The 15,645-nt window shown below is 34.5% G+C and carries 17 protein-coding genes; 9 read left to right on the forward strand and 8 right to left on the reverse strand.

What is annotated here, in order from left to right:
* Nucleotides 1-179: 179 nt before the first annotated feature.
* The 4 genes from ACN0QX_RS13615 to ACN0QX_RS13630 are packed head-to-tail and all read left to right on the forward strand — an operon-like array spanning nucleotide 180 to nucleotide 2,947.
* Entirely contained in the window at nucleotides 180-509 is a 330-nt protein-coding gene (locus ACN0QX_RS13615; RefSeq protein WP_417197727.1) for a hypothetical protein, read from the forward strand.
* Nucleotides 481-1,449, forward strand: a complete 969-nt coding sequence (locus ACN0QX_RS13620) for an MvdC/MvdD family ATP grasp protein (RefSeq protein WP_417197729.1) — start codon at nucleotides 481-483, stop codon at nucleotides 1,447-1,449. Before ACN0QX_RS13615 ends, ACN0QX_RS13620 begins: the two co-directional genes overlap by 29 nt.
* Nucleotides 1,436-2,167 (forward strand): hypothetical protein, encoded by a 732-nt coding sequence (locus ACN0QX_RS13625; protein ID WP_416944683.1) that lies wholly within the window; start codon nucleotides 1,436-1,438, stop codon nucleotides 2,165-2,167. Before ACN0QX_RS13620 ends, ACN0QX_RS13625 begins: the two co-directional genes overlap by 14 nt.
* Before the next feature lie 9 nt (nucleotides 2,168-2,176).
* On the forward strand, nucleotides 2,177-2,947 hold the full coding sequence (locus ACN0QX_RS13630) for a hypothetical protein (protein WP_417197731.1): 771 nt from the start codon (nucleotides 2,177-2,179) through the stop codon (nucleotides 2,945-2,947).
* A 35-nt stretch (nucleotides 2,948-2,982) separates the two neighbouring features.
* Here ACN0QX_RS13630 and ACN0QX_RS13635 read toward each other — a convergent pair whose 3' ends face one another.
* The 5 genes from ACN0QX_RS13635 to ACN0QX_RS13655 form a co-directional block, all read right to left on the reverse strand.
* The gene (locus ACN0QX_RS13635) at nucleotides 2,983-3,471 is read right to left on the reverse strand and encodes a hypothetical protein (RefSeq protein WP_417197733.1); all 489 of its coding nucleotides are present in this window, start codon (nucleotides 3,469-3,471) and stop codon (nucleotides 2,983-2,985) included.
* Nucleotides 3,461-3,814 carry a helix-turn-helix domain-containing protein gene (locus tag ACN0QX_RS13640; protein ID WP_417197735.1) on the reverse strand — a complete coding sequence of 118 codons (354 nt, stop codon included), beginning with the start codon at nucleotides 3,812-3,814 and terminating at the stop codon, nucleotides 3,461-3,463. The genes ACN0QX_RS13635 and ACN0QX_RS13640 overlap by 11 nt, the downstream gene beginning before the upstream one ends.
* 154 nt (nucleotides 3,815-3,968) lie before the next feature.
* Nucleotides 3,969-4,442, reverse strand: a complete 474-nt coding sequence (locus tag ACN0QX_RS13645; RefSeq protein ID WP_416945056.1) for a replication protein — start codon at nucleotides 4,440-4,442, stop codon at nucleotides 3,969-3,971.
* A gap of 53 nt (nucleotides 4,443-4,495) precedes the next feature.
* Nucleotides 4,496-4,867, reverse strand: coding sequence for a hypothetical protein (locus ACN0QX_RS13650; protein ID WP_417197737.1), 372 nt, complete (start codon nucleotides 4,865-4,867; stop codon nucleotides 4,496-4,498).
* A 58-nt stretch (nucleotides 4,868-4,925) separates the two neighbouring features.
* Nucleotides 4,926-6,740 carry a recombinase family protein gene (locus ACN0QX_RS13655; protein ID WP_417197739.1) on the reverse strand — a complete coding sequence of 605 codons (1,815 nt, stop codon included), beginning with the start codon at nucleotides 6,738-6,740 and terminating at the stop codon, nucleotides 4,926-4,928.
* Between the two features lie 330 nt (nucleotides 6,741-7,070).
* On the opposite strand from ACN0QX_RS13655, the gene ACN0QX_RS13660 reads away from it, so the two are divergent.
* From ACN0QX_RS13660 to ACN0QX_RS13680, 5 genes are all read left to right on the forward strand, one after another.
* Complete coding sequence (locus ACN0QX_RS13660) at nucleotides 7,071-8,252, forward strand: type IV secretory system conjugative DNA transfer family protein (protein WP_417197741.1); 1,182 nt, start codon at nucleotides 7,071-7,073, stop codon at nucleotides 8,250-8,252.
* A gap of 100 nt (nucleotides 8,253-8,352) precedes the next feature.
* Nucleotides 8,353-8,820 (forward strand): JAB domain-containing protein, encoded by a 468-nt coding sequence (locus ACN0QX_RS13665; RefSeq protein WP_417197743.1) that lies wholly within the window; start codon nucleotides 8,353-8,355, stop codon nucleotides 8,818-8,820.
* Nucleotides 8,821-8,858: 38 nt separating this feature from the next.
* Complete coding sequence (locus ACN0QX_RS13670) at nucleotides 8,859-9,653, forward strand: DNA adenine methylase (RefSeq protein WP_417197745.1); 795 nt, start codon at nucleotides 8,859-8,861, stop codon at nucleotides 9,651-9,653.
* A gap of 105 nt (nucleotides 9,654-9,758) precedes the next feature.
* Entirely contained in the window at nucleotides 9,759-10,247 is a 489-nt protein-coding gene (locus ACN0QX_RS13675) for a hypothetical protein (protein ID WP_417197747.1), read from the forward strand.
* 6 nt (nucleotides 10,248-10,253) lie between these two features.
* Nucleotides 10,254-10,688: a hypothetical protein gene (locus ACN0QX_RS13680; RefSeq protein ID WP_417197749.1), complete on the forward strand. Its 435-nt coding sequence runs from the start codon at nucleotides 10,254-10,256 to the stop codon at nucleotides 10,686-10,688.
* Nucleotides 10,689-10,729: 41 nt separating this feature from the next.
* Here the strand turns inward: ACN0QX_RS13680 and ACN0QX_RS13685 are convergent, their stop codons facing one another.
* Genes ACN0QX_RS13685 through gwsS form a run of 3 tightly spaced genes read right to left on the reverse strand, consistent with a single transcriptional unit; the run spans nucleotide 10,730 to nucleotide 15,309 of the window.
* Nucleotides 10,730-12,022, reverse strand: coding sequence for an HlyD family secretion protein (locus tag ACN0QX_RS13685; RefSeq protein WP_417197750.1), 1,293 nt, complete (start codon nucleotides 12,020-12,022; stop codon nucleotides 10,730-10,732).
* Between the two features lies 1 nt (nucleotide 12,023).
* Nucleotides 12,024-14,216 carry a peptidase domain-containing ABC transporter gene (locus ACN0QX_RS13690; RefSeq protein ID WP_417197751.1) on the reverse strand — a complete coding sequence of 731 codons (2,193 nt, stop codon included), beginning with the start codon at nucleotides 14,214-14,216 and terminating at the stop codon, nucleotides 12,024-12,026.
* On the reverse strand, nucleotides 14,209-15,309 hold the full coding sequence (gene gwsS / locus ACN0QX_RS13695) for a grasp-with-spasm system SPASM domain peptide maturase (protein WP_417197753.1): 1,101 nt from the start codon (nucleotides 15,307-15,309) through the stop codon (nucleotides 14,209-14,211). Before gwsS ends, ACN0QX_RS13690 begins: the two co-directional genes overlap by 8 nt.
* Nucleotides 15,310-15,645 lie beyond the last annotated feature (336 nt).

The following is a 15,645-nucleotide window of genomic DNA, read 5'->3' on the forward strand; positions in this document are numbered from 1 at the left end:
CTTGATGTAATAGAATTAAAATTTAATTTTTCTATATTAAATAAAAAATATTTTTTTCTTAAATTTATACAAAACAAGCAATACAATGTGTGTTGCAGGGCTTAATACAAGAACAAGAGGATGAATAATTAACCATAATTATTTACATTTGGGTATTAGCTAACATTTTAAAAACAACTATGAAGCCATTAATATTAGATTATGCAGAAGAAAGGAAAGGTAATATAAATACAATTTATAATTATGATTTTCAGAGATCATTAAATGTGATAGAAATTAATGGTGAAAAGAAACCTTTTATTGATTCTAATAGAAAACACATTTCGTTATTGACAAAAACTAAAGTAAAAAGTGAAAGTGATGATGATGAATTCACTCTTCTTGAGTTACAAACAAAAACAGAAGTTAACCAAGAGAGAGACGATGAAACTCATTCTCTACTCGAATTGCAAACAAAAACTTTAGTTACACAAGAAAGAGATGACGAAAGTTTTAATAATATCCAATAAGTCTGATATTACTTCAGATTTTATAGTAAAGTCATTAAGGGAAAATAGTATAGAATTTTATAGATTCAATACAGAAGAATTAACAAAATCGGTAACGTTTTCATTAGACTTTTCTTCAAGTTCATATCAAATCATAGATTCAAAATTTGAACGATCTTTTAACTTACAAGAATTCACTTCTGTTTATTATAGAAGACCTGAATTGCCAGTATTTAATTCAGTTGAACTATCTATAGGTGAGATAAACTTTGTTAAAAATGAATTTATTTACGCATTAGAGGGTATTTACAAATTATTGCGTAATGCATACTGGATAAGCCCTCTGTACTCAATTAGAGAAGCTGAAAATAAAATTTATCAATTAGACATCGCAAAAGCGTTGGGTTTTAAAATTCCGAATAGTATTATAACTGATTCTTATAAACAAGTATCTTTATTCTTCAAAGAAAACAAAGAAGAGTGTGTTATAAAGCCAATAAAATCGGGGTTAATTGAAGACAATACTGATTCAAAAGTTGTTTTTACTAATGTTTTAAAATCAGTGCCTGAAAACAAACAAAAAATATCTTTTGCCCCCAACTATCTTCAATCTCATATTTTCAAAAAAGGAGATATTCGAGTAATTGTAGTTGGAGATAAAATATTTGCTACATTAATTCATTCTCAAGAATATTCAACCACCAAAGTTGATTGGAGAAAAGGAGAAATGAATTTATACCACGAGAAAATTAATTTGCCAGAAGACATTAAAATTAAATGTATAGCTTTATTACGGACACTTAAATTAAGATATGGGGCTATTGATTTTATATTAGATAACAACGGAAATTACATTTTTTTAGAAATTAACCCAAATGGTCAATGGGCTTGGATAGAAAAACAAACGGGATATAAAATAACCCAAGAAATAGTTAATCTTTTACAAAATGAAACTTTTTAAAAATATTCGAGAATTTTTTTGGCCTTTACTTGAAAAGGGTGAGAGTCAAGAAATTCAGAAATTAGAATCAGGTGAAATCAAAGTCGAAAATAAACACCTAGAACAAACATTAAAATATGCTCTTGATTTTTATGAATCAGAAGCGCAGCGAAAAAAAACTATCGAAGGAAAATCTTCTTTATTTATAAGTATAATAAGTGTAGTAACCTCTATAATTTTGGGTGTTACTAGTGTTCTTGTAAAGACAAATGATTTCAGCGTAATTCTACTTTTTTTAATATTTCTACTTTTTGTCCTATCCATTTATATGTCAAGAACTGTTTGGTTCTCATTGAAAACTTTAGAACGGAAAGCTTATTATTCAATCTCCATTAATGATTTTTTAATTAACGATAAAAGTGATGAATACTTTAAAAAACTGATTTCAGAAATAACTAATAAAGTGAGGAAAAACTCAATTGTTATTAATGAGAAAGTGGATAATATGACTATGGCTCAAGAATATTTTAAGCGAGCGATTATTATTGTTTCATTTTATTCTTTTATGATTTTGATCTTTTTCTTATCGAAGGCAGAAGCTAATTTTCCAGAGCTGTTTTCAAATGGAATTAACTTTTTAAATAGATTAAATATAAACGCTTGGAACATAGTATTACTCTATTTGTTAATAGTAATCTCAATTATATTAGGCATTAGAGCAAATAAAAAAAAATATTAGCTAACAACTATGAAATTTGAAAACGAATCACATTTCAAAAATTATGTAAGGAAAATTGCAGAATCTTGTGGATACGAAAAATATGAATTTGATCAATCCAACCTTCCTTCTTCACTAATTAATATGTATCAATTTCAATCTGAAAACGAGTTGGAATTATCAGCTATCGGAGCGGCAAGTATTACTGACCATCTAATTAAAGAACTAAAACAGCTTTATTATTGTGATGAAAGCCAAAAAATGAATCTTTTTTTAAATATATATTCGGAAGTAAGAGATATTTATGAACAAGCAATAATAGTTTGCAAACAAATAAAATTAGAATCAATAAAAGATGGTTTTAACTTGTCTAATTATTTTGATAATGAGTTTCTAAAACCGTATGCCAAGCTTCAACAATATGTAAAAAACAATAATAAATTTAGTTATCTAAACGAAAATGAGTTTATCCCATCGACGAAGTTTAAAGAGTTTGTAGAAAATCATATAGGAAAATTTGGGATATACTTCCTATACGATGAAAATAAAACCTTAATGTATATTGGCAAAAGTACAAGTATTGGAGACAGAATTTTAAACTCAATACGAGATAAGCAAATAACTGGATATATCAAAGTAGCACTTACAAAAACCACTGCTGATATTCATATTTACGAACCTTATTACATACTAAAAGAAAACCCTTTTTACAATGTTGAGTTTAAGGCATCTGACAATTTAAGTTTTGAATTGAAACCATTAAAGAAATCTAAATTGATTAAAATATTAACTAAAAATTAAAAATCAGTAAAAACCACCGCTTATAAGTGGTGGTTTTATGTTAAATAGTGATGCGTCAGCATTAATGCAAAGGCATCAAACACGCCCATTTGGTAATGTTCCGCTTTCGTGTTTTTACGAAGATCAGGCATGCGGGATTTGAGCTCTGGATACCACGAACAAATGGTCTTGGAAATCTCATATTTGGAATGACTACCAAACTGTCCAAACACTTCTTTGATATTCTCTCTTGAATATTTGTGGACAGGAAATTCAAGTTTTCCAGCCTCCTTTTCAAAAGCATCGATAACCTTAATGACCCGTTTACTGATACGATTGTCACCATCAGCATAGCCTCTCAAGATGATAAGAGCAGGCTTGTAGTGTTTGATAAAACGTAGCAAACGTTTTACATACTTATCAGTGGTCAGTGGTCGAACCCTAGCAATGCCATAATTGATAAGCTCTTTTGGCGATTCGCTGATAACATAGCCCATTCCAAAAGCATTCGGATATAGGGTTAATGCTAGCGGACTAACTGTCATAGCTGTTGTCCAGTTCTACCAATCGATCAACAATGGTATCCACCAACATCAACCGTTTATCAATATGGGGTGAGGTCATACTCTCCATCAGCTTGTCCTTCAAGGCGATTGCATTACGCAGGCAGTCCTTTATGATTTTTGGATAATGGTTCTTGAAGAGTTTTTCAAAAGGTATTTTGAGAATGAGATGGTACGAAAACAATACCTGCAAGTTGGGGTCTTGTTTTCCGTTCTCGATTTTGGAAAGCTTACCGATGTCCATTCCAATTATAGTTGCCATATCCTGAAGGGATACACCGGTACGTTCCCTAAAGCTTTTTAAGAGATGTAATGTATCTGTCATACATAAAAAAGGCATTGGGGTTAACTAAAATATCCAACACCTTTTCCCATTGTAGAGAGCTCTATGACTTCAATATAGATAAGCCTTTTTGCGAATACCACAAAAAAAAATCGCGGTCACACCCTGTTTTGTGAATAAGGTGTGCCTATTTCAATTAATGGTCCTTATGGGTATTGGGAAATTGCAAACGCCTTAATTTCTGTGAAGTAGCTTCACGGTACGTATTTGTATGTTTAATTATTGTAGTGTGAAGCTGTTTCACAGGCTTTGTGCGGTTAACTTCACTGCCTTTAGGTTCAAGGGTACAGGAGAAGTACAGTTTAGCTTCCTGTTGGCGTTGTTTCTTATCAAAGAGCAGGTACCCTTTCTGGTTCTTTACGAGAATGAGCCCTTTGTAAATCAATTGGGATATGGCTGTCGAAACGGCTCTTGCCGAGAGTCCTGTTTTTCTAACAAAAAACCGTTGCGAAATCCAATCCCAACGTTTATAGCCACCCGTTCGTTTATCTTTCCAACCGTAGGTCTGTCTAATGATGACCAGCAGCACCTTTAGTTCTGCATAGCCCAGATCTGTTAGGTGCTTATCAAAGACACTGTTGGGAACGGTGGTACGGTAGTAGTAACTCATTATCCTAGTATATGTTTATCCAGCTATATCATATAGATAACCTTGTTTGGTTGTTAGAGTGAAAATATTTCTGGTTCATCCCACTTACTCGGATAGCAGACATTGGCATAGAGCATAAACTCATCTTTCAATTTCCTATCAAAATAAGGATTAAGCAGGCACTGCAAGTAGGTATATATCAGATCTGTCACCTCCTTATTGAATGCCATCATTTCATCATCACTGATACGAGACAGTTCATTCCAAGCGATCTCACCATAAGGTGTCACTACTTTTACATCGGAATAATCGCCAGTTTTAGATTGTGGCACTGTTCCTTTATGGTAATCGTCAATGACGGTGTTGCGAACACAGGAAGCCGTCATCCTGAGGGCTTCTCTTTTTAACTCTTCTGTTAACCTTTTGTTTTCTGGAATATTGTTCATAAAGGGACTATAGCATTTTAAGGATGGGATAGTAACTACTTTAAAATGAATACGAATATTACGATTCCCCTAACAGTTCCTCTAGTGAAGAAATTAGTGCCTCTATGTCTTCCTTCTGGTTAATCAATGCCACAATCCATGCTTTAGGTTCACAAACGGTCACCTCTTTTGGTGAATCCAACAAAAGTTCGGAAAAGACAGCATTTTGCTCACACACAGCGTTTAAGCAGGTTTCAAGACACTCAAGTCCTTTCATCACCTTATAATTTACCCTCTCATCGGAAATATAGAGTTCGGTAAACAAGGTTCTCAATACTTTTTCCTTTTCTGTATGATTTGCGAAATCATAGTACTCTGTAACATTTTTTATGAGTTCGGAAAGTTTTACGACATCTCGCATTAAATCTCGCATTGCGGTATCGGAAATGTGTTCTTGGTTGTTCAGTTCCTCCAATTTATGATTCAGTCGTTCATGCTCCTCCATAAAATCTTTTAGTTCATAAACCCCTGATTGTAGCAGTGACAGTTTATTACTGTTAAGATATGCTAGTTCTTTTCGTATGCGCTTTTTTTTACTCTCTAAAGTATTGAGTTCACGATGCCTCCTTTCTTCCAACAGGGCAATATCGGTTTCTGCATAAGCTTGGAATTTTGCAACCTCTTCTTTATTGAAATTGATCTTGTTTAAAACCTTTTCTGTTTCCGTTTCTATAAAATCAAGATTGAAGTTTTTAAATTCGTTATTGCAATCAGCATTACAACGAGCTCTGTAGTATACAATCCCTTTCTTTTGGTATGGCGTGTATACCCGATGGCAATCTCCACAGCGAATCATTCCTCGAAATGGGTACGGTATCTTATTGGTGTAATGTATGCTTGTCTGCCTTTTCTTCAATAGCTCTTGTACCTTATTGAAGGTCGTTGGATCTATCAAGGCCTTGTGGCTTATGCTATCGACATAATCACCTTCTACCGTTTTTATCTTACCCACATAAAAAGGATTCTTCAATATACGACTGACATGATTTGGTGTCAGTGGTCTACATATTTTTGGAATGTCCACCATTTGCTCTTCCTCCAGCAACAGTTCTTCTTCAGTACGCCGTCTTCGCATGGGTTGTGATTGAAGTCCCACTTCTGCTGAAAAACGCGCCAAGTCATTTAAACTATACCCTTCATAGGCATACTTCATGAATAATTCCTTGATATGAGGTGCTCTATCTGGATCAAAGGGCTTACTGTTCATGCTTCCCTGATTGAGGTATCCCAATGGTGCTCTATAGGTACAAATTCCCTGTTGTCTCAAATTTCTAGTTGCCAAACTTACCTTCTCACTCGTTACCCTGGAATGGTGTGCTGAAAACATACCATCGATATCCATATGGAGTGCACCTGAACTGGTATTGTCGTAGGTTGCGTAGGTGAACCTCACATCCACTCCCTTTCGCATTAATTTTCGAAGAATGGCGTCGTCTCCTTTATTTCGACTAATGCGATCCCAACTGAGGCAGACCAGCCCCTTAAAGTATCCCTTATTGAGCATTTGCAACATTTTTTGAAATTTGGGACGCTCAATTTTGTATTGCACAAAACCTTCCCTTGTAAAAAGAACATCATTACTTTCCTTAAACCCAGAATGTCGTTCTGAAATAACTCCATCTGCACAAAAGCCATTAAGGCTAATCGGTGCTATTGGAAGTTGAGACCGTTTGGAGAACCTTCTGTTTTCCTTTTTTTGATAGGTAATGGAGTTCTTTTGGTTGTTTGGCTCATCGGTACTTTTACGATTGTAGATCAGATATTGGTTCCTGAACGTTCCTTTTTTTACCTGCTTTAAAAGAGTGTCTTCACTTGGTGTTATTTTTGACTTCATGATTTTTGGGATTAGCTACCTTCACAATCTTACCATCAATCATTTCATAACCTTCAGAGATCATACGCATATGTATTTCCTTTATCGCCAATGCAAAAACCTTGAGTTGGTACAAAGCCTCCTCCGAAAAGTGCATTGTCGGACGCTGTATTGAATTTGATTGTTTGTGTAGTTCATTCATTATACCTCTTTTTGCATCTGTTTTATAATCAAAACATTTGTACTGCTAAAAAGTGTAATATTGATGGAATACAAAACATAGATAACCATTTTTGACTACAAGTTAGGCTATCTATATACCTGCCAAAAGCCATGCCATACTGTGGCTCTATGCACCAACACCTTCATCCTTACATCAGTTACTTTGCCCATGTGGACTTTCGTGACGATAAACGACTCTTTGGCATCTACCAGCACGACAGATTGTTCGGGATGTACCTGCTCGGAAAAACAGGTAGCGGAAAGACCAATTTGATGAAGACCCTCATCTATCAAGATGTCTTCCAACAGCGTGGCTTTTGTCTGTTGGACATCAATGGGGATCTCTTAAAGGAAGTTTTGGCGTTTATCCCAGAGCATCGAAAAAAAGACGTGGTGTATCTCGATGTCAGCAACCCAAACCTGTCTTTGGGTTACAACCCCCTTAAAAAAGTCAGCTACCACAAACGTGCCCTGATTGCCTCAAGCATCTTGGAGGCTTTCCAAAAGCTGTGGGGCAAACAGGCGTGGGGACTTAAATTGGAGTACATCTTACGGAACGTACTGCTGACGCTTTTAGACCAGCCCCAAGCCACGTTTGAGGACATTCCAAAAATGCTGTTGGACACCCAATTCCGAGATCATTGCTTGTTCAATATCACCAACAAAAACGTGCTTCGCTTTTGGAAAGTGGAGTACCCTAAATACTCCAAGACAGATATTCTTCCTGTTCTTAATAAAATTGGTAGCTTTTTATCAATCCCTATGCTCCAAAGGATATTGGTAGAGAACAAGGAGCAGATTTCCTTGCGGACGATTATCGATACTAAACAAATACTGTTGGTCAATCTTTCCAAAGGGAGTTTGGGAGTTGATGGCGCCCATCTTCTTGGTTCCCTGCTCTTGACCTCACTGGCTTCGGCTGGCTTTAGTCGGGTTGATACTCCCGAAAATAAACGAAATCCCTTTTTCATATATCTAGATGAGTTCCAAAACTACACCACGGGCTCCATTACGGGAATGCTCTCTGAACTACGGAAGTTCAAAATTGGTTTTGTATTGGCGCACCAATACCTAAACCAGCTACAGTCCGATATCAAGAATGCCGTACTCGGGAACATTGGAACGATTGTATGCTTCAAGCTCGGTCAGGTTGATGCCAAGTATATGGCTCAAGAGTTTCATCCTGTGTTTCAAGCATCGGACTTTACCAATCTAGAACATTTCCATGTCTATTTAAAACTGCTCATCAATGGGAGGAGTCCAGAGGCGTTTTCAGCAAAGACCATTACCATTAAGGACTTAAAAGGATAATTCCCAAGTATCGTTTAGCAACTTACCAAAAAGGGTTATCTATATCAAATATCAAGCTTGGTTCATACTGTCATCAAACAGAACCTTTAAACAAATAATTATGAATCCAATACTACCGAGTACCGAGCTACTTGGTAGCTCACAGATTGAAATCCATTACAGACGTCCTTCGTTTCAGGATATGTACCACATCACCTGCGCCGAGGATGCCAATCGAATACTGCGATTGTATATCAACACGAAGCAGTTGGACTTGATTGAATGCTTTTGGTTAGTATTACTGACTAACTCCAATCGTGTCCTTGGAATTTCCGAAGTGGCTCGTGGTACGACCCTCGGTGTCCAACCGAACCCAAAGTACATCTTCCAGTTGGCGTTGCTCGCCAACGCTTCGGCAATTATCATTGTCCACAACCACCCCAGTGGAAATCTTTCCATCTCCAAGAGTGATGTACGGGAAACAGAAAAAATACAAAAGTTAGCCAAACTTATGGATATTACCTTACTCGACCACATCATCATCTCTTCGGAGTCCTTTGTGTCCTTTGCCCAAGAACGAAAACTATAACCTTTTAACCTTTATCAGCCCTTATTCTAAACCCATCTATGCCCAGAACACCCATTACCTACTATGGTGGTAAGTTGAACATGCTTCAGCATATCCTCCCCAATATTCCAAAGCACAGCATTTACACGGAAACTTTTTTTGGTGGTGGTGCTGTCTTCTTTGCTAAAGAAAAAGCAGAATCAGAAATCATCAATGATACCAATGCCATGGTCATTAATTTTTATGAGGTGTGCAAGACCGATTTTGAGAATTTAAAGGCAAAGATTGAGGCTACCTTGTTCTCACGAACAACCTATTCGGTTGCGTGGAGTATTTACAGGATGCCACATCTGTTTAACAAGCTACAGCAGGCGTGGGCGTTCTACGTAGCTACCAATATGGGATTTGGGTGTCGGATTGGGTCTTGGGGATTTGATAAGTATGGAAAACGGGTGAAGGCGTTTCGAAATAAGAAACTACAATTCGATGGATCCATATTTAAACGCTTATCCAATGTTCAGATTGAACACTCGGATGCCTGTAAGGTGCTGGAACTGCACAATACGGAAGATGCCTTTCACTACGTGGATCCACCGTACATCAATTCCAATCAGGGACATTATGATGGCTATACCGAAGACGATTTTAAACGGCTTTTGGAAACACTTTCTAAAGTAAAAGGAAAGTTCCTTTTGAGCAGTTACCCTTCTGAAATTCTTGATGCCTACATCAAGAAAAATGGGTGGCACACCAAACAGTTTTCAAAACCGCTGACCGCAAAGAAAGCAATTGCTGGAAAACCTAGGGATAGCAAAAAGACGGAAGTGCTTACCGCTAACTATCCTTTAATCTAATGCGAACTGAAAAATCAAATGTTCACCTAAAAAAACACAGTAGTTGAAGGTCAATGCGCCCATGCTATTGCAATAAATAATGTTTAACCTTTAAAATTTAATACAATGAAAGATGCAAGTATCGTAGATGTTTTGATAGAGAACATCAAAACAGACCAAACGCTTTTGGAACAGACCGAAGCGCAAATTGAAAAAGCTAAAGACGAGAAACGTGAAGTCGTTGCACGCTTAAAAGATTATCGTAAAGATGTATCTGTTTTACTTAAGTATGCTGATGAAGAACGTAGAAAACAAATTGAAGAATTAGGATTTGATTTTTCTGAAACTGAAAACGGATTAAACCCTGTTGCCAGTTTGGTTTTAGACACTATTGTGAAGGCAAAAAATAATCAACTTACCAATGCTGAATTGTATGATGCTTATTCTAAAACCGTAAAAAATGAAAATGAACGTTTAAGTTATACAGAGTTCAACATAAAATGTCGTTCCCTGTTCAATACGCAACGTTTGCTTCGTAAAAAAGGCAAAGATCCTAAATCCTCAAGGGAGGATGTGATTTCCTTAAATGGAGGTGTGAAACCTGCTTCTAAATAAACGGCCATGAAAGACGATAACTATTTAGATGTGTTTGACGACCAACAAAAGGCTATTGATCATGCGATGTGGTTGAAATTTAAATATCGCATTGCAGGTATTGTATTTGGTGTCATTCATGGCCCGGAAAATAACTGGGCAGTCTGCGAAGAAGCGACTGCTCAAGACATGGAACTGCCGTTTTTGGGTATATTACCAAAAGATTATTCTCAAATGAGCTATGACATGATTCGCCATATCCGTATGGACAGGGACTCACTTCCCTTTTGGGATGCCATTATTGGAATGTTTTCTGTGGCTGACGGTGAAATATTACGGTTTATCATTCATACCAAACTACCTCTTGAGAGGTTGATCCGCCATGAATTGGCTGGTCGAGGATACGATGAAAATCACAGATGGTGCGGTTTTGATAAGGCATCTGAAATATGGCTGAAATAATAATTGAACATTTTTAAAACACTCATTAATTTGAGTGTTTTTTAACGCTTTAAAACCTCTTTAAATTGGTAAAAGAACCTTTCTATTAAACGTAAATCCTCGGTGATGATTTCAGCAGAACCTCGCATTTCCTGTTTGAAATCGATTTCCTTGTTGTAGGATGTAATCAATTTTTGAGGAAGTTCAACGTCAATATAGTAAAACCCTTCCACATCAGGAATCAGTGATATATTTTTAACCGTTCCGTTTAGCACTCCAAACTCTGTATCAGGATAATTTTCTAGTTTGATATTGACTCGCTGACCAATTTTTATCTTTCCAGAATTTTGAATGGGTGTTTTTAACTTGGCTATATATATAACATTTCCATTTGGAATTATTGTAAATACCAAATCACCTTGGTTGACTGTCTGATTCACATTCCAGTAATTTAAAAAAGACACTTTCCCCTGTATTTCAGACTGCAATACATAGCGGTATTCCCAATCCTTAATCACTTTATTCAATTGGTTGAATGCTTGTATCACATTCTTGAGCAAGGTCATTTCTTCCTTAATCTGATTGATTTCTGTTCCTTTAGAAGTTTTGTGGGCATTACTTATAGCTTCTCGAATTTGCGAAATAGATGACTCAAAATTCTTAAAATTACGATCCGCTTGGGCATATTCCAATTGTTTGCTTTCAAAATCCTGGGCTGAAATAATACCTTTATCAAATAGGGATTTGTTTCGTTGTAAATCTTTTTCTTTGAATTCCAGCTCTGTTCGATTGATATCCCGTTGCGATTGCAAACTTCGCAGTCTATTGTTCAATTCAGAAACAGAATAGCTGTTGGCTATCGCTTCATTGGTAAAAGGCTGTAATTGTTTGTTCAATTGATATTGTATGTAACTGTTTTCAAAAAGCGCGTACTGTGATTCAATATCTCCCAAAAATAACATGGGAATACTATCAATTGGAAAACTAAAACCCCTTGTATTCACCTTAATGGTATCCATTATGGATTTTAATTTAAAAACATCTTGATAATTGGCCGTATTTTCAATAATTGCCAGTGGTTGGTTGGGATGTGCCAATTCGCTTTCAGTGACTAAAATAGCATCAAACTTACCTGTAGTTTTAGCATATTCCTTTTGAGGCGGCTCTTGAGTTGTTACCGTTGCTTCAGATGTAATAATATCAGGATATTTTATAAACCAGGAAATAAGCAACAACATTAATATTAAAACCAAAAATAGTACATTACCCCAACGTATCATCCAATGTGGTACTTGGGTAAGGATTTCTTGAACTTCCTCACTTCTTAATTCTATGTCCTCTAGTTTTTTTGACATCCTATTTCCCCAATTCTAATTGATTCTTAACAAGGTTATAATAATCCCCTTTATGCTTTATTAACTCATTATGGTTGCCGACTTCCACAATGTTACCTTTGTCCAAAACCACAATTTGGTGTGCATTTTTTACTGTACTTAACCTGTGAGCAATAACCACAACGGTCTTGTTTTCAAAAAAGGTATCGAGCTTTTCCATAATGACTTTTTCATTATTGGCATCTAAAGCAGAAGTTGCCTCATCAAAAAATAAAAAGTTAGGGTTCTTGTAAACAGCCCTTGCAATTAATAAGCGTTGCTTTTGCCCTGTACTTAAACCTACACCTTCCATACCAATTTTAGTATTGTAAGATAATGGTAAGGTTTCTATAAATTCTTTGATATTGGCTACATCTACCGCATGTGCCAATTTTTGTTTATCAACATAGTCTTCACCCACAGCAATGTTGTTTGCGATGGTATCATTAAAAATATACCCTTCCTGCATCACCACACCACATTCATCTCTCCATGTTTTTTGGGAAATGTTTTTAAGGTCATAATTACCTAATTTTATTTGTCCTTCAATTGGATCATAAAATTTTAACAACAGTTTCATTAAAGTTGTTTTACCACTACCGCTAACACCTACAATGGCTGTCACTTTATTGGCTGGTATGATTACATCCAACTCTTGTAAAACCATTTGGTCTGAACCTATATAACGAAAAGACAAATTAGAAACTGAAATATCAGCTTCCTCATCAATATCTTTTACAAAATCAATGTCTGCTGGTTCTTCGTCTTCCTTGTTATGGATTTCAGACAATCTATCCAATGATATTTTAGCATCTTGTACTTCACGAATAAAATTAATAAGTTGTGCAATTGGCGAGTTTAATTGTCCTACTATATAACTTATAGCTAGCATCATACCCAGAGTAATTTCACCATCTATTACTAATTTGGCAGATAATATAGTTATCAATATATTTTTGACTTCATTGATAAAGCCAGAACCTACACTTTGATATTGCTCCAAAGCCAGTCCTTCAATAGATACTCTAAACAATCGTGCCTGAACAAATTCCCATCCCCAGCGTTTTTGTTTTTCGGCATTATGCAACTTTATTTCCTGCATGCCATTAATAAGTTCAATCACCTTACTTTGTTCTTGACTTACTTGTGAAAAACGCTTGTAATCTAAATCTCTACGCTTTTTAAGAAAAATGACAATCCACAAAAAATATAAAAAGCTACCCATTAAAAATATTCCAAATAGTAACAGATTATAATATGCCAATACAAAACTAAACACCAACAAATTAACCATTGAGAACAATACATTTAATGATGATGTAGTTAGTATACGCTCTATCCTTTTGTGATCATTAATACGTTGTAAAATGTCACCTGTCATTCTTGTATCAAAAAAAGCTATTGGCAAATTCATAAGTTTTATGAAAAAATCAGATACTAATGAAATATTGATACGCGTACTTAAGTGAAGTAAAATCCAACTTCTAATAACTTCAATAGCCGTTCTTCCTATGAACAAGGCTAATTGCGCAAAAAGAATCAAATAAATAAAATGGATGTCTTGGTTTTTTATACCAACATCCACCACACTTTGCGTTAAAAAAGGAAAGATTAATTGCAACAAACTGGCAGCTATTAAGCCTATAATCAATTGCCATAAAAAACGTTTGTACTTAAAAATATATCTAAACAAAAACTTAAACCCAAAAGATGTGTTTTCCTCCTCAAAATCTGAACTATAGAACTTTGATGTGGGCTCTAACAATAAAGCAATACCCTCTTCTGTTTCATCATTAGCATTATTTCCTATCCAATGTCTTAAAAATTCATCTTTTGGATATTTTAATAATCCATAAGCTGGATCAGAAATAAAAAATGTACTATTTTTTATTTTATAAAGAACTACATAATGGTTTTTGTTCCAATGTAATATACATGGTAATGGGGCTTCTAACAATTTTTTTAAATCAACCTTAATTCCTAAACTTCTAAATCCAAGTTCCTCTGAAGCCTCACTTAAGCCCAAAAGACTACTTCCTGCCCTAGTAGTTTCGCTTAATTGTCTTAATTGATTGATGTTTAAAGATTTACCATAATTCTTGGTAATTATCTTTAGGCAAGTAGGACCACAGTCTTTATGGTCTCGCTGTTTATAATGAGGGAAAAATTTAGCCATTATTTTTAACCAATTCTTGCATGCCATAATATTCAATTGCTTTCTCTTTTAATGGATTTGTGCTCCATTCTTCCCAGACATTCGTATAAGGATTGTAACCACATTTTAAAGGCTTTGAATAATGGTCTTCAGGATTTTCAGTGTAGGCTCTACAATCAGTACATATATATCTGAATTCACAATCTTTACAAACATCTATTTGGTCTTTAGTGATATTCCAATATTTTTTAAAATCTTTATGCTCAAGTGCTTTTTGTAATGAGGTATCTTTTATATTTCCAAAGCTTTGTGACACTGATGGGCAGTTTTTTATATTACCTTCTGTATCAATTGATATTTTTCTGTTTAAACATGAATTATACTTTTGAGATTCAGTAAAGTTCTTAATATTAATTGAAAAGTAATTACCATTAACAATCCCACAAAATTTATGATTCTTTATACTTTCTGTAGTGTATATAAAGTGATTTAAAGAGCTTCTTACAGGTTTTACGTGAACATTATCTGTAGATTTATAGATAATTAAAGAAGTGATTCTGGGCATGTCTAATATTAGCTTATTTAAAGATTCAATTGTTAGGTCATCAGTGAATTTTAAAATTAAGTCTACTGAAATTATACAATAATCCTCTTTGTTTAAAATGCTTAGTATTTTTTTTAATTTACAAAAAGAGATACTGCTAAAAAACCGTAGTTGAATATGTTTACATGTTAATTTATCAAGTTCAGTAAAGACATTTTCTAAATTATAATTAGAATTGAAGTCAATATCTAGTATAGCATTAGTAATAAGTGCTGGTGAATTCCATTTAAGATTTAATTCGGGAAAGCTGTGTGGTAAATTAGTGTAAAAACCTAATTCATTTTCTAATAAAAAGTTGAAATATTCATCTATAGTCTCATTAAATTTATTGTCATAATTCCTTTTTATTTCATCAATCCTAGAATTTTTATATTGGGTTAAAATATCAAATAAATTATTAGGGATTAGTTTTAGTTCCTGCCTATGTAAATCACATATAACACTTCTTTTATTTCCTTTTACAGGTATACAATTAGCAAATAACACAAAATATTCTTTTTTATTTCCCATTAAAAATTGAATAGTTTAGAAATTGGCTTATACAAAGAGTAGCTTTTATTAGCTATATTTTGATACTTTTTGACTTGAATTGTATCATTGATAAACCTCAAATTTCGTCTATCAATTTTTTTGTTATTCAAAATACTTACAGGATAGTTTGTTTTCTTCATATTAAAATTATTTTCTTAAGTATTCAGCAAATTTTTCTTCTAGATAATAATTGCATGCATTGTTAACGTAGCTAATTTGACCAGAAGGGTTTATCTCAAGAAAAACATAATTATTATTTATTGAGTACATTAAATCAATCGAACAAAAAGTGTAGTTGAAAATATTAAGTAGTTG

The organism is Bizionia sp., assembly GCF_048259285.1.
Taxonomy (GTDB): Bacteria; Bacteroidota; Bacteroidia; order Flavobacteriales; family Flavobacteriaceae; genus Algorimicrobium; species Algorimicrobium hallyeonense.

Excerpts from the sequence above, each read along its gene's own strand:
- ACN0QX_RS13665 (WP_417197743.1), top strand. The coding sequence starts at position 8,353 with ATGAATCCAATACTACCGAGTACCGAGCTACTTGGTAGCTCACAGATT.
- ACN0QX_RS13670 (WP_417197745.1), top strand. The coding sequence starts at position 8,859 with ATGCCCAGAACACCCATTACCTACTATGGTGGTAAGTTGAACATGCTT.
- ACN0QX_RS13675 (WP_417197747.1), top strand. The coding sequence starts at position 9,759 with ATGAAAGATGCAAGTATCGTAGATGTTTTGATAGAGAACATCAAAACA.
- ACN0QX_RS13650 (WP_417197737.1), bottom strand. The coding sequence starts at position 4,867 with ATGAACAATATTCCAGAAAACAAAAGGTTAACAGAAGAGTTAAAAAGA.
- ACN0QX_RS13620 (WP_417197729.1), top strand. The coding sequence starts at position 481 with ATGACGAAAGTTTTAATAATATCCAATAAGTCTGATATTACTTCAGAT.
- ACN0QX_RS13630 (WP_417197731.1), top strand. The coding sequence starts at position 2,177 with ATGAAATTTGAAAACGAATCACATTTCAAAAATTATGTAAGGAAAATT.
- gwsS (WP_417197753.1), bottom strand. The coding sequence starts at position 15,309 with ATGGGAAATAAAAAAGAATATTTTGTGTTATTTGCTAATTGTATACCT.
- ACN0QX_RS13690 (WP_417197751.1), bottom strand. The coding sequence starts at position 14,216 with ATGGCTAAATTTTTCCCTCATTATAAACAGCGAGACCATAAAGACTGT.
- ACN0QX_RS13635 (WP_417197733.1), bottom strand. The coding sequence starts at position 3,471 with ATGACAGTTAGTCCGCTAGCATTAACCCTATATCCGAATGCTTTTGGA.
- ACN0QX_RS13680 (WP_417197749.1), top strand. The coding sequence starts at position 10,254 with ATGAAAGACGATAACTATTTAGATGTGTTTGACGACCAACAAAAGGCT.
- ACN0QX_RS13645 (WP_416945056.1), bottom strand. The coding sequence starts at position 4,442 with ATGAGTTACTACTACCGTACCACCGTTCCCAACAGTGTCTTTGATAAG.
- ACN0QX_RS13660 (WP_417197741.1), top strand. The coding sequence starts at position 7,071 with ATGCACCAACACCTTCATCCTTACATCAGTTACTTTGCCCATGTGGAC.
- ACN0QX_RS13615 (WP_417197727.1), top strand. The coding sequence starts at position 180 with ATGAAGCCATTAATATTAGATTATGCAGAAGAAAGGAAAGGTAATATA.
- ACN0QX_RS13685 (WP_417197750.1), bottom strand. The coding sequence starts at position 12,022 with ATGTCAAAAAAACTAGAGGACATAGAATTAAGAAGTGAGGAAGTTCAA.
- ACN0QX_RS13655 (WP_417197739.1), bottom strand. The coding sequence starts at position 6,740 with ATGAAGTCAAAAATAACACCAAGTGAAGACACTCTTTTAAAGCAGGTA.
- ACN0QX_RS13625 (WP_416944683.1), top strand. The coding sequence starts at position 1,436 with ATGAAACTTTTTAAAAATATTCGAGAATTTTTTTGGCCTTTACTTGAA.
- ACN0QX_RS13640 (WP_417197735.1), bottom strand. The coding sequence starts at position 3,814 with ATGACAGATACATTACATCTCTTAAAAAGCTTTAGGGAACGTACCGGT.